General features: G+C 43.0%; 21 protein-coding genes and 1 other RNA gene. 5 read left to right on the top strand and 17 right to left on the bottom strand.

What is annotated here, in order from left to right; genetic code table 11:
- Positions 1 to 15: 15 nt before the first annotated feature.
- Positions 16 to 2,379: a penicillin-binding protein 1B gene (gene mrcB, locus H4J41_RS10635; protein ID WP_182138171.1), complete on the top strand. Its 2,364-nt coding sequence runs from the start codon at positions 16 to 18 to the stop codon at positions 2,377 to 2,379.
- A gap of 206 nt (positions 2,380 to 2,585) precedes the next feature.
- On the top strand, positions 2,586 to 2,996 hold the full coding sequence (locus H4J41_RS10630; protein WP_182138172.1) for a hypothetical protein: 411 nt from the start codon (positions 2,586 to 2,588) through the stop codon (positions 2,994 to 2,996).
- A 336-nt stretch (positions 2,997 to 3,332) separates the two neighbouring features.
- Here the strand turns inward: H4J41_RS10630 and H4J41_RS10625 are convergent, their stop codons facing one another.
- From H4J41_RS10625 to H4J41_RS10610, 4 genes are read right to left on the bottom strand one after another with little or no spacing between them, the layout of a single operon-like run.
- Complete coding sequence (locus tag H4J41_RS10625; RefSeq protein ID WP_182138173.1) at positions 3,333 to 3,905, bottom strand: BON domain-containing protein; 573 nt, start codon at positions 3,903 to 3,905, stop codon at positions 3,333 to 3,335.
- A 1-nt stretch (position 3,906) separates the two neighbouring features.
- On the bottom strand, positions 3,907 to 4,497 hold the full coding sequence (locus tag H4J41_RS10620) for a phosphoheptose isomerase (protein ID WP_182138174.1): 591 nt from the start codon (positions 4,495 to 4,497) through the stop codon (positions 3,907 to 3,909).
- Between the two features lie 42 nt (positions 4,498 to 4,539).
- On the bottom strand, positions 4,540 to 4,914 hold the full coding sequence (locus H4J41_RS10615; RefSeq protein WP_182138175.1) for a YraN family protein: 375 nt from the start codon (positions 4,912 to 4,914) through the stop codon (positions 4,540 to 4,542).
- On the bottom strand, positions 4,898 to 6,763 hold the full coding sequence (locus H4J41_RS10610; RefSeq protein WP_182138176.1) for a penicillin-binding protein activator: 1,866 nt from the start codon (positions 6,761 to 6,763) through the stop codon (positions 4,898 to 4,900). Before H4J41_RS10610 ends, H4J41_RS10615 begins: the two co-directional genes overlap by 17 nt.
- 77 nt (positions 6,764 to 6,840) lie before the next feature.
- Here H4J41_RS10610 and rsmI point away from each other — a divergent pair, with 77 nt between their 5' ends.
- Positions 6,841 to 7,692, top strand: a complete 852-nt coding sequence (gene rsmI, locus H4J41_RS10605) for a 16S rRNA (cytidine(1402)-2'-O)-methyltransferase (protein WP_182138177.1) — start codon at positions 6,841 to 6,843, stop codon at positions 7,690 to 7,692.
- Between the two features lie 4 nt (positions 7,693 to 7,696).
- Here the strand turns inward: rsmI and H4J41_RS10600 are convergent, their stop codons facing one another.
- On the bottom strand, positions 7,697 to 8,350 hold the full coding sequence (locus H4J41_RS10600; protein ID WP_220460971.1) for a glutathione S-transferase family protein: 654 nt from the start codon (positions 8,348 to 8,350) through the stop codon (positions 7,697 to 7,699).
- Between the two features lie 98 nt (positions 8,351 to 8,448).
- Here H4J41_RS10600 and rnpB point away from each other — a divergent pair.
- Positions 8,449 to 8,884: RNase P RNA component class A (rnpB, locus tag H4J41_RS10595), an RNA gene on the top strand.
- A 463-nt stretch (positions 8,885 to 9,347) separates the two neighbouring features.
- Here rnpB and H4J41_RS10590 read toward each other — a convergent pair.
- The 8 genes from H4J41_RS10590 to sufB form a co-directional block, all read right to left on the bottom strand.
- Positions 9,348 to 10,130 (bottom strand): ferredoxin--NADP reductase, encoded by a 783-nt coding sequence (locus tag H4J41_RS10590; RefSeq protein WP_182138178.1) that lies wholly within the window; start codon positions 10,128 to 10,130, stop codon positions 9,348 to 9,350.
- A gap of 116 nt (positions 10,131 to 10,246) precedes the next feature.
- Positions 10,247 to 10,657: a SufE family protein gene (locus H4J41_RS10585; RefSeq protein ID WP_182138179.1), complete on the bottom strand. Its 411-nt coding sequence runs from the start codon at positions 10,655 to 10,657 to the stop codon at positions 10,247 to 10,249.
- Between the two features lie 22 nt (positions 10,658 to 10,679).
- Complete coding sequence (gene sufT, locus H4J41_RS10580; RefSeq protein WP_182138180.1) at positions 10,680 to 11,213, bottom strand: putative Fe-S cluster assembly protein SufT; 534 nt, start codon at positions 11,211 to 11,213, stop codon at positions 10,680 to 10,682.
- A 43-nt stretch (positions 11,214 to 11,256) separates the two neighbouring features.
- Positions 11,257 to 11,622: an iron-sulfur cluster assembly accessory protein gene (locus H4J41_RS10575; RefSeq protein ID WP_182138181.1), complete on the bottom strand. Its 366-nt coding sequence runs from the start codon at positions 11,620 to 11,622 to the stop codon at positions 11,257 to 11,259.
- A gap of 10 nt (positions 11,623 to 11,632) precedes the next feature.
- Positions 11,633 to 12,865, bottom strand: coding sequence for an aminotransferase class V-fold PLP-dependent enzyme (locus tag H4J41_RS10570; protein WP_182138182.1), 1,233 nt, complete (start codon positions 12,863 to 12,865; stop codon positions 11,633 to 11,635).
- A complete protein-coding gene (gene sufD, locus H4J41_RS10565) occupies positions 12,862 to 14,121 on the bottom strand; it encodes a Fe-S cluster assembly protein SufD (protein WP_182138183.1) in 1,260 nt (419 codons plus the stop codon). The genes H4J41_RS10570 and sufD overlap by 4 nt, the downstream gene beginning before the upstream one ends.
- A complete protein-coding gene (gene sufC, locus H4J41_RS10560; protein ID WP_182138184.1) occupies positions 14,118 to 14,882 on the bottom strand; it encodes a Fe-S cluster assembly ATPase SufC in 765 nt (254 codons plus the stop codon). Before sufC ends, sufD begins: the two co-directional genes overlap by 4 nt.
- A gap of 6 nt (positions 14,883 to 14,888) precedes the next feature.
- The gene (sufB, locus tag H4J41_RS10555) at positions 14,889 to 16,325 is read right to left on the bottom strand and encodes a Fe-S cluster assembly protein SufB (protein ID WP_182138185.1); all 1,437 of its coding nucleotides are present in this window, start codon (positions 16,323 to 16,325) and stop codon (positions 14,889 to 14,891) included.
- Between the two features lie 448 nt (positions 16,326 to 16,773).
- Between sufB and H4J41_RS10550 the strand changes: the two genes are divergently transcribed.
- Complete coding sequence (locus H4J41_RS10550; protein WP_182138186.1) at positions 16,774 to 18,120, top strand: AarF/ABC1/UbiB kinase family protein; 1,347 nt, start codon at positions 16,774 to 16,776, stop codon at positions 18,118 to 18,120.
- A 450-nt stretch (positions 18,121 to 18,570) separates the two neighbouring features.
- Here the strand turns inward: H4J41_RS10550 and H4J41_RS10545 are convergent, their stop codons facing one another.
- Genes H4J41_RS10545 through H4J41_RS10530 form a run of 4 tightly spaced genes read right to left on the bottom strand, consistent with a single transcriptional unit; the run spans position 18,571 to position 24,083 of the window.
- Entirely contained in the window at positions 18,571 to 18,786 is a 216-nt protein-coding gene (locus H4J41_RS10545; RefSeq protein WP_182138187.1) for a formate dehydrogenase subunit delta, read from the bottom strand.
- 14 nt (positions 18,787 to 18,800) lie between these two features.
- The gene (fdhD, locus tag H4J41_RS10540; RefSeq protein ID WP_182138188.1) at positions 18,801 to 19,613 is read right to left on the bottom strand and encodes a formate dehydrogenase accessory sulfurtransferase FdhD; all 813 of its coding nucleotides are present in this window, start codon (positions 19,611 to 19,613) and stop codon (positions 18,801 to 18,803) included.
- Positions 19,614 to 19,615: 2 nt separating this feature from the next.
- Positions 19,616 to 22,519: a formate dehydrogenase subunit alpha gene (fdhF, locus tag H4J41_RS10535; RefSeq protein WP_182138189.1), complete on the bottom strand. Its 2,904-nt coding sequence runs from the start codon at positions 22,517 to 22,519 to the stop codon at positions 19,616 to 19,618.
- Positions 22,512 to 24,083, bottom strand: a complete 1,572-nt coding sequence (locus H4J41_RS10530) for an NADH-quinone oxidoreductase subunit NuoF (RefSeq protein ID WP_182138190.1) — start codon at positions 24,081 to 24,083, stop codon at positions 22,512 to 22,514. Before H4J41_RS10530 ends, fdhF begins: the two co-directional genes overlap by 8 nt.
- Positions 24,084 to 24,089 lie beyond the last annotated feature (6 nt).

The raw sequence follows: 24,089 nt of genomic DNA, 5'->3' as shown, positions 1-24,089 counted from the left end.
GCTTTTTAATAACCTATGACAGTCAAAAAAACTGCACAAACAGCGACCAAAAAATCAAAAAGTGACCAAGCTAATAGCGCAAAAAAACCAGAGGATATGCGCAATAACCGCTTAAGAAGTGTTATTCGTTGGTCATTTTGGCTGATAGTGAAAATAGCTGTTATCGCCATATTTGTACTATTTCTCTATAGCATTTATCTTGATGGTAAAGTGCGCGATAAGTTTGAAGGTCAGCGTTGGCAGGTGCCTGTTCAGGTTTATGGTACGATAGAAAGTTATCAGGTAGGTAGTGAGTTAACCCTGACTCACTTAAAGCAGTCATTAATCGCTAATCGTTATAAAAAAGTTTTTGATGTTAGACGCCCTGGCGAGTTTGCCTTATCAAAAACTCGCGCCATTATTTATCGTCGCGCTTTTGATTTTGGCGTTGGTATGGAAGTGGCAACAAAAATGACCATAGATCTGGCTAACGGTCATGTGCAAAATTTATACCTTAACGATAAAAAGGTTTCGCAACTGAGGTTAGAGCCACTTTTATTGGATAGAATTTTGCCTGAAAGCAAAGAAGACCGTGTTTTGGTGTCCTTGCAAGCGGTGCCAACAAAATTATTAGACACCTTATTGTTAATCGAGGATCGTGATTTTTATTTTCATCATGGCGTTTCACCCTTAGGTATTTTACGCGCACTGTACCAAAACCTTAAGGCAGGGCGAACGGTGCAAGGCGGCAGTACCTTAACGCAGCAACTGGTTAAAAACATGTTTTTAACGCGCGATAAAACCTTATGGCGCAAAGCTAATGAAGCTATTATGGCGCTGATATTAGAGTATCGCTATAGCAAAGATCAATTATTAGAAGCCTATATTAACGAAGTCTATTTAGGCCAGCATTATGCTAATGGCATTTATGGTTTTGGCCTCGCCGCAGAGTTTTACTTTGGCAAGTCAATTCAATCACTTAACTTAGAACAAATGGCGATGATTATTGGCCAAGTCAAAGGGCCTAGTTACTATGATCCTTGGCGTTTTCCAGCGCGCACTATCAAGCGTCGAGATCTAGTTTTAAGGCTAATGTATCAACAAGAAATTATTGCCCAACACGAGTTTGAGCGTGCAGTCGAGTCGCCGTTATCGATCAGAAAAAAACGTCGGGTAAAACAGCAAAAATTCCCCGCCTATCTGCAATTAGTCAAAGCCGAATTAGCGCGGCATTTATCCCAATATGAGCAGCAATCTGGCGTTAGAGTGTTTACCGGTTTTGCCATTAATCAACAACTGGCATTACAAGCCAGTATTGATCAAACCTTACCGAGTTTAGAGCAAGAGTCGGGCGCTGAACTACAAGTGGCGATGGTAGTGTCTGATTTTAAAACCGGTGCGGTTCGTGCACTAGTGGGTGGGAAAGAAGCGGGCTACGCAGGTTTTAATCGTGCGCTACATGCTAAGCGACCTATTGGTTCTTTAATTAAACCTGCGATATATATTGCGGCGTTAGAGCGTTATCAACGCTTTAATTTAGCCACTTTAATTACCGATAAAGCGATTACCTTGTCAACTGAAAACGGCCAGGCATGGCGGCCTAAAAATTACGATGGTCAGTATCGAGGCCAAGTGCATTTAATTGATGCCTTAGTATCAAGCCTTAATGTCCCCACGGTGAATTTAGGTATGGCGTTGGGTTTGGACAATGTTGCTCAAGCCATTCATCTGTTGGGTTATCAGGATGATATTGTTACTCGTCCGTCAATGCTGCTTGGGGCATTAAATATGTCACCAATGCAAATAAATCAACTCTATATACCTGTTGCTAATCATGGTGTTGGTGAAACGTCACATGCAATTGAGCGGATAGTCAGCGCCCGTGGTGAAACCTTATGGCAGTTTCAGGCTTTAGAGCAGGCGATTATCTCAACGCAAGCGGCTTATTTACTCAACTTTGCCTTAAATAAAGTGACAACGTCAGGCACCGCGAGTTCATTAACGTGGCGGCTTAAAGATAAAAAAATAGCGGGTAAAACAGGCACAACCAATGACCTAAGAGACAGTTGGTTTGTTGGCTATGACAATGAAATTTTAGTCACCACTTGGGTAGGTCGAGACGATAACAAGCCAACTAAATTAACCGGTAGTAGTGGTGCACTGGTATTATTTGCTGAGTTTATGCAGAAAACAGGCGCGGTTAGTCGTCAGTCTAAAGTACCAGCAAGTGTTGAATTAGTGCGCTTTGATAATAAAAGTGGTCGGGCGGTTAGCCAAACTTGTGAAAATTCGCAATTACTGCCTGCCGTCACCACTGGCCTGATTTATGACAAACAGTGCGAAGCAGATCCTAAAAATATTAAGCAGAAATCTTGGCTAGAAAAATTATTTGGCGCTTAGTTTTATAGTGAATTCAACTGCTAAGCTTTTAGCGGGTAATTTTCGCTATTTTGTTGTTTGAATAACCCCGTTTTCAGCACTATGGTTAATAGGTCGTGTATAAAAGTGGTTGTAAATTAACGCCACTTAAGCAACCAAGCTACAGTAGAAACAGAGCTAAAAAGTAGCAGGAAAGGAGTTAAAAGTAGCTAGGTAAAAGGAGCAGAATGAAACATAGATTAAGCTTTGGTTACTTCACATTGCTTACTGAAAATATTGTTGAAGTTATTATCGATGAAGGTATTGAATTGTCACTTGAAATGATTGAAGAGTGTGATGTTTTTTTTAAAGCGCATATCTTTGGTAACTTTGGCATGCTGATCAACAGAGTTAATGAATATAGTTATAATGATGAAACGCGATTATGCCTAGGGTTTTATGAGGGCTTAAAAGCCATTGCCTTTGTTTACTATTCAGCTAACAGCCAAGTTATTGTTGAAGAAATAAATTTATTACAGGTATACGAACAGTGGAATAGTTGTATTTTTTCTGGCTTAGATCTTGAAAGGCAACAGGCATTTCAATGGCTACAAGGTGAGTTGTTAATGGCTAATGACCAAGCTGCAAACATTGGCTAACCTTAATTTAGAATTTAGAATTTAGAATTAAGAATTAAGAATTAAGGGTGAATATTTTTCGTAAGCGATAAACAAAGAAAAACTTAACGTAAAAAGCAAACCATTCGGTTTGCTTTTTTATGTTCAGGAAGAACGGTATGTCACGATCACATGGATGTGAAAGAGTGACGATGTTCAGGAAGAACGGTATGTCACGATCACATGGATGTGAAAGAGTGACGATGTTTAGGAAAAACGATATGTCACGATCACATGAATGTGAAGGAGTGACGATGTTCAGGCTTCCCAGACATCCTTTTTTGCAATATATTAGTGTTTTAGACGTTCATTTAAGCGCTAATCTAGGTATTCAAATATTTTAAATACTCGGTTAACACCACCCGCATTGCGCGCAATATCTACCGCCATAGTCGCTTGTGCTTTAGTCACCAAGCCCATTAAAAACACTTCGCCATTTTCTGTTATCACTTTAATATTGGTGGCGTCTAGTTTCTCAGTACCAAATAAAGAAGCTTTTACTTTTGACGTTAGCCAAACATCACTAGTTTTTGTGATAAAAGATATGGTGTTGCTAATACGAATTTGGTTATGTAGTTGCTTAACACCATTCACCCCATTAATGGTTTTGATAGCTTGATCGCGCAAATAGCTATTTGGCGCTTGTCCAATAACTAGCACACTGCCATTAACACTCACCACTTGTAGGTTGGTGTTGTCACTTAACGCGTCTATTTGCGTGAGTTTTGCATACGCATCGAGTTCAATTTTTTGGTCGTCTATTTGATTACCCAAAGAACGATTATCAGTTGCCATACTCGCACCACCAACAACGCCAACAACCGCGACAGCAACACAGCCTTGCAGTAACACAGCAAGGGTGATTATGCTTACAATTGATTTTATCGACATACTAAGCCTCAGTTTGCGGAAATAATGTAGTATCTATGATGTCACATAAGCAATGAATAACCACTAAGTGGACTTCTTGAATTCGTGCTGTACGACTTGACGGCACTCGAATTTCAACATCATTTTCGCCTAGTAGGCCAGCAATATCACCACCGTCACCACCGGTTAAAGCAATGATTGGCATATCACGAGAAACGGCAATTTCGATCGCTTTGATCACGTTGCGAGAATTGCCACTGGTAGAAATAGCGAGCAATACATCACCATTGTTACCTAATGCACGCACTTGCTTAGAATAAATCTCATCAAAGTGATAGTCATTACCAATAGAGGTAATAGTTGAACTGTCGGTTGTCAGAGCAATGGCTGGCAAGGGTGGACGTTCAGTTTCATAACGATTTAATAGCTCGGCGGAGAAATGCTGGGCATCAGCGGCTGAGCCACCATTACCACAAGCTAATATTTTATTGCCGGCTAATAGACTTTGTACCATTGCCATGCCAGCTTGCTCAATTGGCCCTGCCAATAATTCGCTGGCGGCAATTTTTGTTTGTATGCTTTCAGTAAAATTACTTTTTATCCGTTCTAACATGGTGGACTTAGCTCCGTGGTTTCATTGCTTAAAAAGCATTAATTAAAAGGCATTTTTAAGCCAAGTAATTGCTGGGTTATTAATATCGCCTTGCATCGCAATAACATCGAATCGGCAAGGGGTATTATATTCATTTAATCCGGCCTGTTGCAGGTAAAATGCCGCACATTGTTTAATTTTTTGCTGTTTTTTAACAGAAACAGCGGCAATAGCGCCACCAAAGTGATTATTTTTGCGATATTTCACTTCCACAAACACCCAAACGTCATTTTCGGTCATGATTAAATCAATTTCACCACGACGATTTTGAAAATTACAGGTCTGTAATACTAGCCCCTGTTGGCTTAAATAGTGGGCGGCTAATTGCTCACTATTCTTACCTGTGGTTACTGTGTTGGTTTTATTGGTCCATAGCAATTTCTTGTACCTTGCTGCGACTGTATTTGCCCCAAATTAGGCTGCGCGTCAAAATATTATCAACGCCCAATTGTAATATACCGGTTTGACCATAATGGCGGACATAAGTTTTATTTTGCATAGTAGAAACTTTGTCTACTAACGCTAAACTGTCAAACCCCATGGCAAAAATGCTTTGCAAGCTGTCACTGCGATTAGGCCAAAGTTTTTTTGCTTGTGCGGCTAAGACTTGGTTTTGTTGTTTACTTTTTAACTGCCAAGGCATTTCAGTAAATATTAACCCAGATAAATCACGATTATCACTTTTGTCTATTTTTGAGCTGTGACTGCGCGAGCTAGCATAGACCGGAATTATATCAGCAAAAGGGCTGATATTAACGTCAATATAAGGCTTTAAAAGCTTGGTTTCTAGCGGCAAACCCACGACATAAATCATATCAATATCTCGACGGTTACGTAATTCACTTTGAATGGAATATTTTATATGGCGATTTAGGTCTTTTGTGCGTTGCTGGCTTAGATCAACGCCAAGGCTGGCCTTAAGTTGATTTTGCATTTTAGCATCACTATTAAAAAATACAATTTCTGGTGCCTTACCCGTGATATGTTGCCATTGTTGGCTGAAGGTCTGCGCGATGCGACGACTGGCACTGTCTTGATGGCTTAATATTATAGGGTATTGATAATGTTGACGACTGAGCGTAGTTGCCGCTTGTATCGCTTCATCTTCTGGTCGCATTGATAGCGCAACCTGATGAGGTAATAAGCTAGTTGCTGATGGTAAATTAAGTAATAACGTCGGTGTTGTTATCTCGGTTTGGGCTAAATAGAGGTTAACATTTTCCTTTAGTAGCGGGCCTATAACATAGTCGATTTTTAGTTCGGTCAGCTTGGCATTTAACGTGGTCATATCTAAGGTTGTTGAATCAATAAAGTGTAAGGTTTTAGCGCTATTAATATTGTAAGCGGCCAGTATACCTTGTTGTGCTACTTTGCCGGCGCGTTCTTGTTTACCTGAAAGCGGGATAATAATGGCAATGTTTTGATATTCGTTAGTTAATGTGGGTGGTTGTTGTCGTAACCTTGCGACAATATATTGCGCAGGGTGGCTGCTAAACTCTCGTTGCCATTGGCGTAAATAGCGTTTGAATCTTGCGTCGTCATCACCAAATTGATTGGCAAAAGAAAGCAGTTTGCTCCAACCTTCAAAGTTTGGCGGCGACATTTTAATTAGCTGTTGGTGCTGCCAAGGTGATAGCTGACAAAGTTGTTGCCAAATAATGTCAATATCGTACTCAGTTGCCGGTGAGCTTTCAGCAAAGGCTCTTAAGTTTGCATCTAGTGCGGCAATGGGCAGTTTTCTTTGTGTTTGCACTTTGGTTAATGTTTGAAAATAATCAAGGCGATGAGTCAGTTGCGCTTTTTCTTTAATATTATTTGCGTTTTCCAGTGCGAGATAAGCATCAGGTACTCTTGCCAAGGCTAATAAACTTTTAGCCTCAATGATAGCTAGGCGATATTGCTGTGTTGATGATGACACTAAGCCATTGAGTTGCTTAGCTAACCAAAGCGCTTTATGGGGTTTAGCTTCTGCTAGATATAACTCACTGGCGTTTAATAACGAGCTAAGGGCTTCATCCTGCTGGTTGGCTGATATTTGTGCTGTCGCTTGTGCAAGCTGTTGCTCAGTGGTTAAATCTGTTGCAAGCGCTGGCATAACTTCAGCTTGTTTTTCAGCTGACTCTGTTTGTTGACTTAGCTTAGTTGTTGAACAACTGGCCAAAATAGCCACTGTTGCCAACGCACAAAGAGCACTTTTATAAGATGAAAACCATTTAGTGAGTGTCAAAGTTAATAAATCCATACTTTTTAATAGTGCTTTATAATAAACTTCATCCTCTTCAGTCTCAACACAAGTATTTTATTATGTCGGATTCTCAAATTCAGCCCAGCACCTTATATATAGTTGCCACACCTATCGGCAATCTAGGTGATCTTAGTCAACGGGCGCGGGATATACTCGAACAGGTAGATATTATTGCCTGTGAAGATACTCGGCATACCCAACGTTTGTTATCCGCTTATGCGATTAAAAATAAAACGATGTCGATGCATGATCATAACGAGCGTCAACGCCAAGAACAAATTGCCGCCTTGTTAAAAGAAGGCAAAAGCGTTGCCTTAGTGTCAGACGCGGGCACACCGTTGATCAGTGACCCGGGATTTCATTTGGTACGCCATTGCCGTCAGCAAGGGCTTCAGGTATCGCCGATTCCAGGCGCTTGTGCCGCCATAGCGGCGCTGTCTGTTGCGGGCTTACCCACCGACAGATTTACCTTTGAAGGTTTTTTACCCTCAAAAACAGGTGCGCGACAATCGACATTAAATGAATTGGCCAATGAAACACGCACCATGGTGTTTTATGATGCGCCGCGCCGCGCCATTGATACCGTTGAAGATATTGTTAAAACCCTTGGCGGTGAACGCTATGTGGTGATGGCACGAGAATTAACCAAAACCTTTGAAACCATTCATTCAGACACGGCCGAAAATCTCTTAAGCTTTTTACAAGCAGATCCTAATCAGCTTAAAGGTGAAATGGTGCTCATTATCGAAGGGAAAAAAATTGATCCCAATGATATTCCTGCCCATGTGGTGGCAACACTGAAGTTACTACTGTCAGAAATGAAGCCAAAAAGAGCTTGTGCTATTGCGGCAGAAATTCATGGGGTGAAGAAAAACGCACTTTATGAATATGCTTTAGCCATGAAAGAGTAGCGGCTTAGGTGATGTCTATTGGCTTGATGGTGTAATGACTGTTTTTTTCACCGATATCTTTTACCGCTATAAAGCCCTCTCTGCTTTTAAGCCTTTGTAAGTAAGCTTGAGTTTGTGGCTGATAGTGTTTGGCTAGCCCGAGTAGTTCACCTAAATAAAGCGCATAACCGACACTAATGTCGGCAATGGTAAAGCGATTGTCGACCAAATAGTGATGGTTTTCTAAATGGATATTTAAGCGCTTTAAGCGTGCTAAATACCAAATGGCGTAATCTTTAACTACTTGTGGCTGTTGACGTTCAGGCTTTTCAAACTGGCTGTATCGCAAGACTAAGGTTTGTGGAAATGTCAGCGTAGCATCACTGCTAAAGAGCCAATTTAGGTAGGCACCGTATTCTGGGTGTGTTGCGGGTAAACTCAACTGAGTTTGCGAGTAACGCTCTACTAAGTATAACAACATAGCACTTGATTCGGTCAGCGTGGTAGCGCCATCTTTAAGAAAAGGTACTGTGCCTAAAGGATTAGTCTGTAAATAAGCTTTGTCTAAAAAACGCGGTGGGAATGGCAATGTGTGCAAGGTGTATTCAAACTGCATTTCTTTTAAAGCCCACAAAACACGAAGTGAGCGTGTATTGTGGCAATGCCAAAGTTCGATCATAAATAAAGCCTAAGTCATTTTTAGCTTACTATAACAGCAGATCTATACCCGCGATATTTAATTTAGACCTAAGTGAATATATCGGGTAGAATGCGCCCTGAGTTGACGAGACAATCGCTGCTTTATCGTTGTACCGCTTATTTTTAATAAGCGGTAAACAGATAGAGGGGAGGAAAGTCCGGGCTCCAATGAACAGGGTGCCAGGTAACGCCTGGGGGGCGCGAGCCCACGACAAGTGCAGCAGAGAGAAGACCGCCGATGGTTACTTTTTCGAAAGTTTCACAGGTAAGGCTGAAAGGGTGCGGTAAGAGCGCACCGGATTGCTGGTAACAGTAATTGCAGGGTAAACTCCACCCGGAGCAAGACCAAATAGGGTTTCATGACTATGTTAACGCAAGTTTTCATAGTATAAGCGTGGTTCGCGTGGAAACCGGGTAGGTTGCTTGAGCTATAGAGCGATTTATAGCCTAGACGAATGATTGTCACTCTTCCTTGGAAGAGATACAAAACCCGGCTTATGCGTCATCTCACCAATTTTAGACACCGCTTGATCTGTTGTTAATAGTTCAAGCGGTTTTCTAAAATCCTTTCATATCAAATAGTTACAGTCAAAAATTATACACGGCTAGTTACACACTACTGATTTATCTACTCAAAAACCTACTCTTAAATTTACCCTTCATATTTATCAGCAAAATACATTTAGACTCATTTTTTTGCCTGATAAACTTATCAGATATACATCAATTTCAATGTTTTAAAATCTTAAGTTTTTATCAACAACTAATTTATCAACAACTAATTAAGCACATTCAAGTCTGAATTCTGCTGTGAATTCTGCTGTGAATTCTGATGTGAAATTGGGTCTTGTTCTTTTTGTTATGGTGCCACCTAAGTTTGACGGGGTGCAAAATAACACCTCCAGTTAGGTGGCCAAATTAACTATGTCACTACATGTGCTTAATATAGGGTGTATTAATTATTTGCCTGTCTATGACTACTTTTCGAGGAAGGCTTGTTCGATGACATAATCACCTTGTTCTCTGGAGGTGGCCTTTTTAAAACCTTGTTTATTTAACATTGCCATCGTGTCATCGAGCATGGCCTGATTACCACAAAGCATAAATCTATCCGTACTTGGATCAATAGCCGGCAAGCCAATTTCTTGTGTTAAGGTATTATTCGCTAGCAAGTGAGTAATTCTTTGTTGATGAGCTTGAGAACGAAATTCCTCTCGAGTTACTGTGGGGTAATAAATCAGTTTTTCTTTGACCCAATCACCAAAAAATTCATTGTTCGGTAGTTCATCACAGATGGTGTGTTGATAAGCGAGCTCAGAAATATTACGCACACCATGAACCACTATAATTTTTTCATACTGTTCGTATAGGTGTGGATCTTTAATAATGCTCATAAAAGGCGCTAACCCGGTTCCGGTCGCCAGTAAGTATAGGTGCTTTCCTGGCTTAAGCCTGCCGGCTACCAAGGTTCCGGTAGGGCGGGTTGATAGAGTAAGTGGTTCACCAACTTGAATGTGTTGCAAACGAGAGGTGAGTGCCCCATTGGGAACTTTTATACTAAAAAATTCGAGTTCATCTTCATAATTGGCACTGGCAATACTGTAAGCCCGTAGTAATGGTTTGCCATCGACCTCAAGGCCTATCATAACGAACTGGCCGTTTTCAAAGGTGAATGTGGGCTGACGAGTGGTTTTAAAGCTAAACAGCGTATCATTCCAGTGATGAACACTCGTGACTGTTTCTGTAATGGTCTGTCTCATTTAATACTCTTGTAAACTAGGGTGGGGAAGTTATCCGTAGCTATATGATGTTAATATTAATTCTTGAACAGGGTTTGAACCAAGGTAGCTTGCAAATACAGCTCAGTCTTATCTGTTCACATCTTCGTTTTAGCAATGGCCTGAATTTTAGCGACGATAGCCTGCAGGCCGTTGCCACGAGTGGGGGTGATATGGCGCTCAAGGTCCAGTGCTTTGAAATAGCCATTAATGTCAAAATCCAGAATTTTCGCCATGGTTTTGTCATTAAAAACGGCTATCACTAAGGCCAGTAGGCCATTAACAATTACCGCGTCACTGTCTGCCTGAAACTGTAATTTACCGTCCCGCTCAGTGCTCACTAGCCAGACATTGCTTTGGCAACCTCTGACCAAATTCTCGTTAGTTTTCAGACTTTCATCAATAGGTGGAATACTTTTGCCTAAATCGATGATGTACTGATAGCGCTGCTCCCAGTCATCAAAAAAGGCCATATCCTCTATAATTTCTTGGCTGCTTGGTAGGTTCATCAGGGACTCTCAGGTTATCTAACTAGAAAAAAATACCGGCTTCGAGCTGAGCTTCTTCGCTCATCATCTCACGGGACCAGGGGGGATCAAATATCAGCTCTACCGCAACTTTTTTAACATTGGGTACCATGCTCACTCGGTATTCTACATCCCCTACCAACACAGGTCCCATACCACAGGCGGGGGCCGTCAGGGTCATATCGATATGCACGGTTTGTGTATCCTGATTGACAACAACTTTGTAAATCAGCCCCAGAGACAACAGGTCAATGGGAATTTCAGGATCATAGACAGTGGCCAGGGCTTGTAAAACATGATCCTTATGGATAAGACCATCGTTGAGAATAGGAAAATCCAGTTTTTGTGATTTGCGCCCTATAGCATCGGCATCAGTGCCATCAATACGCAGCATATTGCCGCGCCAGGTGACGGTGTAGTTGCCGCCAAGATCCTGGGTGATATTGACAAATTCGCCTTTCGGGATCACTTGTAAATCGCCATTAGGCACACCCCTTGCTTTGCATTCGCGCTCAGTAACGACTATTTTTTGTTGCATTTATTGAACCTCTTTATGACAAAGCATAGGTTTGTCATGACATTTAGCTGACGCTAAAGCTTTCACCACAACCACATTCATTGACGGCATTGGGATTATTAAACCTGACTACGCCGTTAACGCCTTCTTTTACATAGTCAATTTCAGTGTTTCTGACTAAATCCATCGTTTTGGCAGCGATGGTCAGGGTGAGCTTATCACTCGCCTCGATCCGTGTATCCCCATCTTCTGGTTCCTTGGCAACGTCCAGCACATAGGAGTAACCAGTGCAGCCGCTGACTTTACTAGACAGGCGCAATAGATGGCCGGGGTGCTCTGCTAACTTGCCTTCAAAATACTTTATCGCCGCTTTTGTCAGGGTGACGGCTTCGCCTTGACTTTTTTCCGGGGTAAACTTTTCTACATTCATCAAATAATCCTCAGGCCAGCATGTTCTGGACTTTTTTAAGGGCAATAAACAACGCGTCCACTTCTTCTAAAGTGTTATATACCGAGAATGAAGCTCTGGCTGTCCCCGGTAAATTCAAGCGGCGCATCAGTGGTTGGGCACAATGATCACCCGTACGAATGGCAATGCCCTGACGATCCAGAAGAAAGCCTATATCGGCGGGGTGGCAGCCTTGTAATATAAAACTCAACACGCCCATCTTATTGGCAGCATTGCCGATAATGGTTAAGCCCTCAAAGGCTTGGGCCTGTTCCAGGGCGCTGGCCATCAGTGCCTGCTCATGCGCTTGTACCGCGCTTAAGTTCAGACTAGTAAACCAGTCTATGGCGGCGGCTAAAGCTATGGCACCGGCAATATTGGGGGTGCCAGCCTCAAGACGGTTAGGTAATTCGCCCCAGGTGGCACTTTCGTAAGTGACGGTGGCAATCATTTCACCGCCGGTCTGCCATACAGGCCAGTCCTGAAGCACCTCTTCTTTACCCCAAAGCACACCTATGCCGGTAGGGCCAAACAGCTTGTGGCCGGAGAATACGTAAAAATCACAGCCGATATCGCTTACATTCACATTGCCATGGGCAATACTCTGTGCCCCGTCAATGAGCACTAACGCGCCTTGTTCTTTACTTAGGGCGGTGAGCTCTTTTACCGGATTAACTGTACCCAGGGCATTAGAGACATGGGGCAGGGCAACCATTTTCGTTTTCTGTGACAACAAGGCAGCAAAGGCTTCGGTATCCAGTGTGCCATCATCATGGATGGGCGCAATTTTCAGTGTTGCACCGCTACGCAAACAGGCCTGCTGCCAAGTGACAAGGTTAGCGTGATGCTCCATTTCAGTTACCAGCACTTCATCGACACTTTGCAGGCGTTGGGCCATACCATTGGCAATAATATTGATACCTTCGGTGGTGCCACTGGTCCAAATCACTTCCTTGCGATCATGGGCATGAATAAAGTTGGCTACCGTATCCCGAGCTTTTTCGTAGCGCCGGGTGGCCTCATCAGAAAGATGATGGGCACCGCGATGCACATTGGCATTACACTGAGTGTAAAAATCGGTTATCGCCTGGATCACCGCCTGAGGTTTTTGGGTGGTGGCGGCATTATCCAAATATACCAAGGGGTGACCCTCAATTTGCTGATGCAAAATAGGGAACTGGTTCCGGATTTCATTGATATTCAGTACACTGTTGCTGGTATTCATTTTACTTCCATTTCCACGAAGCGTGAATGCAATTGGGGCTTGAGCCACTGCGCCAGGTGCTGATTAGGCATCTGTTCCACCAACTCCTGAATAAAGCCGAAGTTGAGCATAACCAGCGCTTGGGATCGTGATATGCCGCGTGAAAGCAAGTAATACAAGGTTTCTTCCTCGGTCTCGGCAACGGTGGCACCGTGAGCACACAGCACGTCGTCGGCATAGATTTCCAACTCAGGCTTAGTATTTATTTGACCGCGACGGGACAATAACAGGTTACGGTTATGCAGCTCTGCTAGCGTCTTCTGGGCATTACGGTGAATATGAATACGGCCATTGAAAACGGCCTTGGCCTTGTCACCGACAATGCCTCGGGCATTTTCTTTTGTGGTGCCATTGGGCATCACATGTTCGATAGTACTATGCAGATCAAAGTTCTCTGCTTCGCCGAGCAAGTAAATGGCGTTAAATTTGGCCTTTGCATGCTCACCGTTGTGAATGATATCCACATCCATGCGTGACAATTCACTGCCATAAGCGATCAGCGTGCTGTTAAGCTGTGCTTTTTGCTGCAGGCTGAAATGATCGCCGCCGATATGTATGGCCTGATGGGTATGCATGGCCAGTCGGTAATGCTCAAGGTAAGCTTGTTCACCGATGTCATATTCGGCAAAACCTGTGCTAAGGCTGGCTTGTTCTCCTTGCCCGTGCTCAATGACTGTGGCACTGGCATGGCTGCCTAAGCGCACCAGCACACGATGATGAGATTCTTGTCCATCGCTGCTGATATTAACAATCCGAATCGGCTGTTCAATCTTGCTGTTGGCATCAATATCGATAATCAGACCATCTTCTGCTAAGGCATCGTTGACCAGACCAAAAAGATGACGCTGAGGTTTGATCTTGGCAAACAAGGCGTTGGCCGTGTTTTGTTGCTTATCTGATGCATCTAGCAAGCTACTGATATGCAGCCCTTGTGGTAAAGAGAGTAAGCTTATATCGCTTTGTAATTTGCCATTTACAAAAATCAAGTCTAGGCTGTTCAAGCCCTCAATATCTTCAATGATGGCTTTGCCCGCTGTGGTACTAGGGCTTAATTCAAGCTGTTCCAGTGGTGCCAATGAGGTATATTTCCAGCTTTCTACCCGGCGATTGGGCCATTTAGTGTTGCCCAGCGCTTCTAGGGCCTGAGCCCGAAGCGGGCTAAGCCAGTCATCAATGGCCTGACCACGGTCTATTACCTGCTTTAACCACTGGCTCATGCATTTGTCTCCTCGGCGTTATCCTGTCCTAGGAAAGCATAACCTTCTTTTTCCACGTCTGTGGCCAGTGAAGCATCGCCACTTTTGACGACTTTACCATTGGCCAAAATATGCACATAGTCAGGTTTAATATAATCGAGCAGGCGCTGATAATGGGTGATGATAATAAAGCTGCGTTTACCGTCGCGTTGGCTGTTCACGCCGTTAGCCACTACTTGTAGGGCATCGATATCCAAACCAGAGTCGGATTCATCCAGAATGCATAGACTGGGTTCAAGTAGGATCATCTGCATAATTTCGTTGCGTTTCTTTTCGCCGCCGGAAAATCCTTCGTTAACACCGCGTTTAAGAAAATCCAACGATAGCTGCACTTGTTTGCAGGCTTCCTTGGCTTTTTTCAGAAACTCTGTGGCAGTCAATGGCGTTTCACCACGTTGCTCACGTATGGCGTTCACCGATTCTTTCATAAAGGCCATATTGCTAACGCCAGGGATCTCTACTGGATACTGAAAAGCCAGAAACAGTCCCTTGCGGGCTCGTTCTTCTATCGCCATGTCGAGCAGGTCTTCGCCGTTAAATTCTACTTGGCCTTCACTCACCTCATAGCCTTCGCGACCGGATAGAATGAAACCTAAGGTGCTTTTACCTGCGCCGTTAGGGCCCATAATGGCATGAACTTCACCGGGTTTAATGTCTAGGTTGAGACCTTTGAGTATTTCTTTTTGTTCTACACTTGCGTGTAGGTTGTTAATTTTAAGCATGTATTTTTATCCTATTGAGCCTTCAAGACTGATCTCGAGTAATTTGCCCGCCTCTACGGCGAACTCCATGGGCAGTTCTTTGAATACTTCCTTACAGAAGCCATTAACGATCATAGATACGGCCTTTTCAGGATCAAGGCCACGTTGCTGGCATAAAAACATCTGATCATCGCTGACCTTGGAGGTGGTAGCCTCATGCTCCACTATGGCAGAGGGGTTGCGACTCTCGATATAAGGGAAAGTGTGAGCACCACAGCGATCACCAATGAGCAATGAATCACACTGGGTAAAATTACGCGCACCTTCCGCCTTAGCGCCCATACTGACCAGACCACGGTAGGTATTGTTGCTGTTACCGGCGCTGATACCCTTGGAAATAATAGTGGATTTGGTATTCTTGCCCAAATGGATCATCTTGGTGCCGGTATCGGCCTGCTGTCTACCTCTTGTCAGGGCAACAGAATAGAATTCACCTACACTGTTATCGCCTTTGAGGATACAACTGGGGTATTTCCAGGTGATTGCAGAGCCGGTTTCTACCTGAGTCCAAGAAACCTTGGCATTGGTGTGACATATAGCGCGTTTGGTGACAAAGTTATAGATCCCCCCTTTACCGTTCTCATCACCGGGATACCAGTTTTGTACGGTAGAGTACTTGATTTGAGCATCATCCATAACAACGAGTTCAACCACGGCAGCATGCAGCTGGTTTTCATCCCGTTGAGGCGCAGTGCAGCCTTCCAGGTAACTCACATGGCTACCCTCTTCGGCAACAATCAGTGTCCGTTCGAACTGGCCAGTATTTTCCTCATTGATACGAAAATAAGTGGACAGCTCCATAGGGCAACGCACGCCCTTGGGTATATAGACAAATGAACCATCGGTGAATACTGCACTGTTAAGGGCGGCGAAGTAATTATCTGAACGGGGAACTACCGATCCGAGATATTTTTTTACCAGTTCAGGATACTTATGCACGGCTTCGGAAATAGGACAGAAAATAACGCCTGCTTCTTCTAGCTTTGCACGGTAGGTGGTCACCACAGATACCGAATCAAAAACGGCGTCTACAGCAACCCCAGCTAGCATTTCTTGCTCATAAAGCGGAATGCCCAGCTTTTCATAGGTGCGCAACAGTTCAGGGTCTACTTCATCCAAGGACTGGGGTTTGTCCGCCATACTCTTAGGTGCAGAGTAATATGAGATGGCATTAAAATCTATTTTCGGGTAATGCACATGAGCCCAATCCGGCTCTTCCATGTCAAGCCAGTTGTTGTAGGCGCGAAGACGCCACTCTAACATCCATTCTGGTTCTTCTTTCATGGCGGAGATGCGGCGTATAACATCTTCGTCCAAGCCAGGTGGAAAGGTTTCAGATTCGATGTCAGAAACAAAACCTGCATCGTATTTGCGGGATAACGCCTGATCGAGTTGCTCACTCATACTTTAGTTTCTCCATAGCTATGTTGCCCTGATTTAAATAATTAGATACCAGAGTGGCTGTCTAAGTTTTTGTAAACCACGAATGTTGACGGCAACAGCATAATACTTGACTGATTTACTCAAGTATTAATCATATAGTACTTGACTAAATCACTCAAGTATTATGAGCAAAAAAATAATCGCTTTCAATTGACTTATTAAGTCTAAAGTCATGCTGATCAGCACGATACTGACTTGTTCACTGCTATTTTTTCTCTAAAATATTTCATCGGTGAAAAAGTTAACTCGGCTATGCTGCCAAATAAAATGTTTGAGAGGACAGCTAGCACAGGCATCAGCAAAGTTTTTTTGCTAATATTATCGTCGACCCTTGCTGTAAATTCCAGCGAGGCTGCATTAAACAAAACAAAGGTAGAAGCGTTACCATGCCCAACGAATCAACTTTACTATGACAGAAAAACGTAACGAGCGGAAAGTACCTTCCGGAAGAATTGCTCGCTTAGCTAAGCTGGGTGGTTTGGCCTCAGCGGTTGCTGGCAATATTGTTAAAGGCGCGACAAAACAAATGCTCAGTGGTCAGCGGCCATCATTAACTCAGTCTTTAATGAATATCGACAACGCGATATCGATCACCAAGCGTCTAGCACATATGCGTGGCGCGGCCATGAAATTGGGTCAACTACTCTCCATGGATGCAGGTGAATTACTGCCTGCTGAATGGGAGCCTATTCTTTCGCGACTGCGCCAAGAAGCTGACCCAATGCCTAAGGCGCAACTAATTAAAACCCTAGAAGCGTCTTGGTCAAAAGACTGGTATCAACAATTTAGTTATTTTTCATTTGCCCCCATCGCGTCGGCAAGCATTGGTCAGGTTCATAGAGCAACACTCAAAGATGGTCGTCAGCTGGCGATTAAAGTCCAATACCCCGGGGTAAGAGATAGCATTGACAGTGACATTGATAACGTCATGAGTTTACTAAAACTGAGCGGTGTATTACCTCAACATATCGATTTAACCAGCTTGCTCGCTGAAGCAAAAGCACAACTTAAAAACGAAGCTAATTATTTGCAGGAAGCCAAATTTCTTAAGGCTTATCGTGCCAATCTGCGCAACGATCCTCGCTTCATTGTACCCTTTGTCGTTGACGAGCTAACTGACCAAAACATACTTGCGATGGAATACATTGAAGGTTCTGCCATCACAGATATTAGTACCATGAGTGCTGACATTGTCGATCTAGTATGTAGCCAGTTAATGCACTTAACCTACCAAGAACTGTTCAGCCATAAACTCATGCAAAGTGACCCCAACTTTGCCAATTTTTTGTATCAGAGTGATACGCAAAAAATAGTGTTACTCGATTTTGGAGCCTGCCGGCAGATTGCTCAGCATACCTCAACGCATTATCTCGCTATGGCTGATGCTATGCAGCGCCAAGATACTAACGACATGCGTTCAGCCCTGTATTCGCTTGGTTTAATTGACCATAACATGAGTGCTGCGGCCATAGATACTGTGCTAAAAGCGTGTTTTGAAGCGAGTGATTGTTTGCAAAGTGATACTGGCTACAACTTAAAAAAACAACAGCTAATTAAACGAATTCAAGAAGTTAGTATGCCACTGATGACTGATAAAACAGCCGCAGCATCTCCTATATTTGAGGTTGCATTAGTCAATCGTAAAATTACTGGCATGATATTGCTAGCCAACAAGTTAGGCGCAACACTGGATTTTAAAAGCGCACTTGCTCCTTACTTAATGAAAAGCGCAAAGCAACTGAACGATGAAACATGACACCATTGATAAATGACTTTTACAGGTTTGAAATGATGATGTGAGCCATTGGTATTAGTAACACCATGACGTCAGAAGAGCTATTTAACAATAAAAAATCGACCTGTTAAGGTCTGTAGCACATTAACTATTCCGCCCTAAATATGTCGCCATATTTAGGCCTTAAAAGTGTCATAGCGCCATACTTAGTTTGACAATCATAGTTTGGTAATAAACACACTTAATCGAGTGTATAAAAAAGGCCAGAAACTTAAGCCACGGGCCTTCATTAAAAACGGTCAATATATGCTCGTGCAGGGCACTTACTTGTCATGAAATCTATACCCGATATTTCGCAATATTACTCATGACGATAATGCTATCATCAGCTAGTTAAATCTAAATCTATGCATTCAGATTTAACTAGCTGATTTGAATAAGCAGATTTAGATAAGCATGATAATCCAATTATTATAACTGGGCTAATGCTAGTTTTATGGCAGGGGATAATTGTGAACCATCACTATCGGCGTACTTTGTTATGTTTGCTTTCATTGAACGTGCCCAAAATTTCTTCACGTGATTAGCAACGATCATAGCCGTTTCTTCGTCAGTTTTTTTGTAATTATTATTAGTTTCAATTTGGTTGAGCATACTAATTAGATTATCAATTTGAGAACTACTCATCACTATTTTCCTATTTATTTATCGAATTTGGTATAGCAAGTATGTCTACCAGGACGAGCAAAGCCAATTAAATTGAGCTTAGCTTGATTTGCCAAGCTTATTGCTAAGCCAGTTGGCGCCGAAACCGCGACTAATGTGGCGATATTAGCACTGGTTGTTTTTTGTACCATCTCATAACTTGCTCTGCTTGAAATGACAACAAAGCCACTTTGGGTGTTGATTTTACGCAGCGCTAAGCTGCCAATTAACTTGTCTAAAGCATTGTGTCGACCGACATCTTCACACAAGAGGAGTATCTTGCCAGTATCGTCACACCAGGCTGCGCCATGAACCGCACCGGTTAACGCTTGTAATTTTTGATGCTCACTTAACTGTGATAGTGCATGCTGTATTACTGGTGAAGAGGGCAGTGCCTTTGGCGTTACACTCTTAATGGGCCGAATGGCGGTCTCCAGTGATTCACTACCACATAAACCACAGCCTGTGCGGCCAGTAAGGTTACGTCGGTGTGATTTTAAAGACATCATACGCTCAGAGCTAATCTCAAGACGTACTTCTATGCCTTTTTCACTGGCGACCAGCTCAATATCATACATTTCAGCCGCGTGATCAATAATGCCTTCAGACAAACTAAAGCCTAAGGAAAACTCATGTAAATTGGCCGGTGAGGCCATCATAACCGCGTGAGAAATGCCATTATAAACCATGGCAATGGGCACTTCCTCTGCGATACAGTCAAGTTTTTCTTGCTCACTACCTTGCTGCCAATAGTCAACAGGGAGTGTTAAATGGCTCGGTTGCAATTTTGCTTCATCTTCCAGCGTCAAACTTAACTTCCTATAGTGGCTTTTTGTTTTTTAGGTGAACGTTTAAAGTGCTCTTTTTGTTGTGCACTGAATTTTTTATAACGCGTCTGCCAAGCGGATGGTGAGGTGACTTTTTCCACCTGTACCGCGGTGACTTTATATTCAGGACAATTAGTTGCCCAATCCGAACTGTTAGTGGTAATAACGTTGGCGCCACTGATGGGGTGATGGAAGGTAGTGAATACCACGCCACTTTGCATACGTTCACTGACTTTTGCTTTCAGTACAGTATCACCCGCACGGCTGCTAATGCCTAACCAGTCACCATCATTAATACCTCTTTCTTCGGCATCGTTAGGATGTATTTCAAGTAAATCTTCTTGGTGCCAAGTATTGTTCGCGGTGCGTCGTGTCTGTGCCCCGACATTATATTGACTGAGTATTCGCCCAGTGGTTAATAATAACGGAAAGCGTTTGTTAGCGCGATCTTCACTAGCAAGATAGGGCGTAATCGCAAAACGACCTTTACCAATGGGAAAGCTTTCCACGTGCATGATAGGTGAACCATCAGGAAACTCTTCGTTACAAGGCCACTGAATACTACCCTGTTCGTCCAATTTTTTATAACTGACCATACTAAAAGTAGGCACTAATGAGGCTATCTCATCCATTATTTCAGAAGGATGTTGATAATTCATCGGGTAACCTAAAGCATTAGACAGCTTTTGGGTGACTTCCCAGTCGGCGAATTCAGCTAATGGCTTCATCACTTTACGCACCCGATTTATGCGTCTTTCTGCATTGGTAAAGGTACCATCTTTTTCTAGAAATGAAGAGCCGGGTAAAAATACGTGTGCATATAGCGCGGTTTCATTGAGAAAAATGTCTTGCACAATCAAACACTCTAATGATGACAATGCGGCTTGTACATGTTGGGTATTAGGATCTGATTGTAAAATGTCTTCTCCTTGCACATACATGGCTTTGAACGTGCCTTCAATGGCGGCATCAAACATGTTTGGAATACGAAAGCCCGGTTCGTTATCTAAGGTTACGCCCCAACTTTTTTCAAATTTAGCGCGCAACACATCATCACTGACATGCTGATAACCTGGCAGTTCTTGTGGGAATGAACCCATGTCACAAGAGCCTTGAACATTATTCTGTCCACGCAATGGATTAATACCTACGCCTTCACGGCCTATGTTACCTGTGGCTAATGCTAAGTTTGCTATGCCCATGACCATGGTTGAACCTTGGCTATGCTCGGTAACGCCTAAGCCATAATAAATAGCGCCATTTTTTGCCTTGGCAAAAGCACGAGCGGCAATGCGAACTTGTTCGGCATTAACCGTGGTAATACTTTCCATCGCTTCGGGTGAGTTGATCTCATCAAGAATAAATTCACGCCATGCGTTATATTCATCAGTACGCTGCTCAATGAAATTTTTGTCCTCTAAGCCTTCACTCATAACGACGTGCGCTATGGCATTGATCATAGCAACGTTAGTACCAGGTTTTAGCGGCAGGTGATGATTAGCACTTATGTGAGCGGTATTAAGTAAATCAATGGTTCTGGGATCAACGACAATTAACTCTGCGCCTTGGCGTAAGCGTTTACGCAACTGCGAGGCAAACACTGGGTGAGCGTCAGTAGGGTTAGCACCAATAACCATAACAACATCAGATTTCATCACTGAGTCGAAAGTTTGTGTACCCGCAGACTCACCAATGGTTGCTTTGAGTCCATAACCTGTCGGTGAATGACAAACACGAGCGCAGGTGTCAGTATTATTATTACCAAAAGCAGCGCGGATCAATTTTTGTACTAAATAGGTTTCTTCATTGGTACAGCGAGATGAAGTAATACCGCCAACACTTTCACGGCCATATTTAGCCTGAATGTTTTTAATTTTATTGGCGGCAAATTCTAAGGCTTCATCCCAACCGACGACTCGCCATTCTTCATCAATGCTGTCGCGCACCATAGGCTCAGTAACGCGGTCTTTATGAGTTGCATAACCAAAGGCAAAGCGGCCTTTGACACAAGAATGACCTTGGTTGGCTTTACCGCCCTTGTAGGGCACCATACGTATGACTTCTTCACCTTTCATTTCAGCTTTGAAAGAACAACCAACGCCACAATAGGCACAAGTTGTAATAATACTGTGTTCTGGTTGTCCTTTGTCAATTACTGATTTTTCCATCAGTGTTGCCGTTGGGCAAGCTTGTACACAGGCGCCACAAGAGACACAATCCGAGGAGGCAAAATCGTTTTCACTGGTGCCAGCGCTGACCTTTGAGGCAAAACCTCGACCTTCAATGGTTAAGGCAAAAGTACCTTGAACTTCTTCACAGGCTCTAACACAACGAGAGCAGGTGATACATTTACTGGGTTCGAAGGTAAAATAAGGGTTGGAGTCATCAATCTTGGCGTCAAGATGATTATCGCCATCAAAACCATAACGTACTTCACGTAAGCCAACGGCTCCGGCCATATCTTGTAATTCACAGTCGCCATTACTTGAACAGGTTAAGCAGTCAAGTGGGTGATCAGATATATAGAGTTCCATGATATTACGTCGTAATTTTGCAATATCATTATTCTCAGTAGACACCACCATGCCTTCTTTAACCGATGTCGTACATGAGGTTGGATAGCCTCTCATACCTTCAATTTGTACCGCACATAAACGACATGAACCAAAGGCTTCGATGTTATCAGTTGCACAAAGTTTAGGAATATTAATATCAGCTATTGCGGCAGCGCGCATTACTGAAGTACCGGCAGCAACCGTTATTTTTACCCCGTCAATTTCAAGACACACTGTTTGTGTTGAGGTGCTGGCAGGAGTGCCATAATCTTTATTAAAATCGATTGGTTTATTCGACGTCGTATTAGTGGCTGGATCATAATAATTAATCATGATTGCTCTCCTGTGTGGTTAAAAAAAAGTCTTGAGGAAAATCAGTAAAAGCACTGCGCACGGGTATAGGTGTCATACTGCCCATTGCGCACAAAGAACCGTCAATCATGGTGTCGCAAAGGTCATTAAGTAAAATCATATTATCAGCACGGCTTTCATCGTTTTTTATACGATCAATGACTTCTACACCACGTGTTGAACCAATTCTACAAGGCGTACATTTCCCGCAAGATTCAACCACACAAAATTCCATTGAAAACCGTGCTTGTTCTAGCATATCAACACTGTCATCAAACACCACAATGCCGCCATGACCTAGCACGGCAGAGGCTTTAGAAAATGCTTCATAATCAAGTGGAATATCGAGTTTATGGCTAGGTAAATAAGCGCCTAATGGGCCACCGACTTGAATGGCTTTTATTGGGCGGTTGCTGGCGGTGCCACCAGAAAAGTTATCAATAAGATCTTTTAAACTTGAGCCAAAAGGTAGTTCAATTAATCCACCTTGTTTAATATTACCGGCGAGTTGAAAAGGTAAGGTGCCTCGTGAACGATTTGTGCCATATTGTTGGTAGGCCTGACTGCCTTCACTCATAATAAACGGAATAGCCGCTAGAGACAGTACATTGTTAACAATAGTGGGTTTGCCAAATAATCCTTCTAAAGCCGGAAGTGGTGGCTTAAAACGCACCATGCCTCTTTTACCTTCTAGTGATTCTAAAAGTGCAGTTTCTTCACCACAAATATAAGCTTCTGCGCCTAATCTCACTTCTAAATTAAAGGTTTTACCACTACCACAAATGTTATTACCTAAATAACCGGCGGCACTAGCAATCTCAATAGCTTGTTGTAATATTTCATCGGCAATCGGATATTCTGAACGTAAATAAATATAGCCTTGGTCTGCACCAACCGCTAATCCGGCAATAATCATGCCCTCAATCAGCATAAAGGGATCACATTCCATGACTAATTTATCCGCAAAGGTGCCAGAATCGCCTTCGTCAGCATTACAGACAATATATTTTTTATCCGCAGTGGCATCTCTTACCGTTTGCCACTTTATGCCGGTAGGAAAAGCAGCGCCACCTCGGCCACGAAGACCAGAGTCTACAACAGCGGTGACAATTTCCTGAGTCGATAACGCGAGTGACTTTTGCAGGCCTTTAAAGCCATCTAAGGCAAGGTACTCATCAAGAGAAACCGGGTCAGTAATACCTGCACGGGCAAAGGTAAGGCGAGTTTGTTTTTTTAGATAGGGAATGTTTTCAGTTAGACCTAGCGCTAACGCATGAGATTGCGGTTTTTCATGGAGGATATTCTGGCTAATATCTTCCATAATACTTGCAACATCAGCCGATGCTACAGGGCCATATGCCATACGGCCTTGTGCTGTTTCTATTTCAACCATAGGCTCTAACCAAAATAAACCACGCGAGCCATTTCTGATTATTTTTAGGTCAATATCATGATCTGATAAATAGTGCGTAAATGCTTGAGCAACTTCATGTGCCCCTAAAGAAATGGCGGTACTTTCTCGTGGAATAAAAATTTTTGTTGTCATGGTCAC

It is taken from the genome of Colwellia sp. MB3u-45, from assembly GCF_014077005.1.
Lineage (GTDB): Bacteria > Pseudomonadota > Gammaproteobacteria > Enterobacterales > Alteromonadaceae > Cognaticolwellia.
This window is presented reverse-complemented; position numbering and strand designations above follow the sequence as displayed.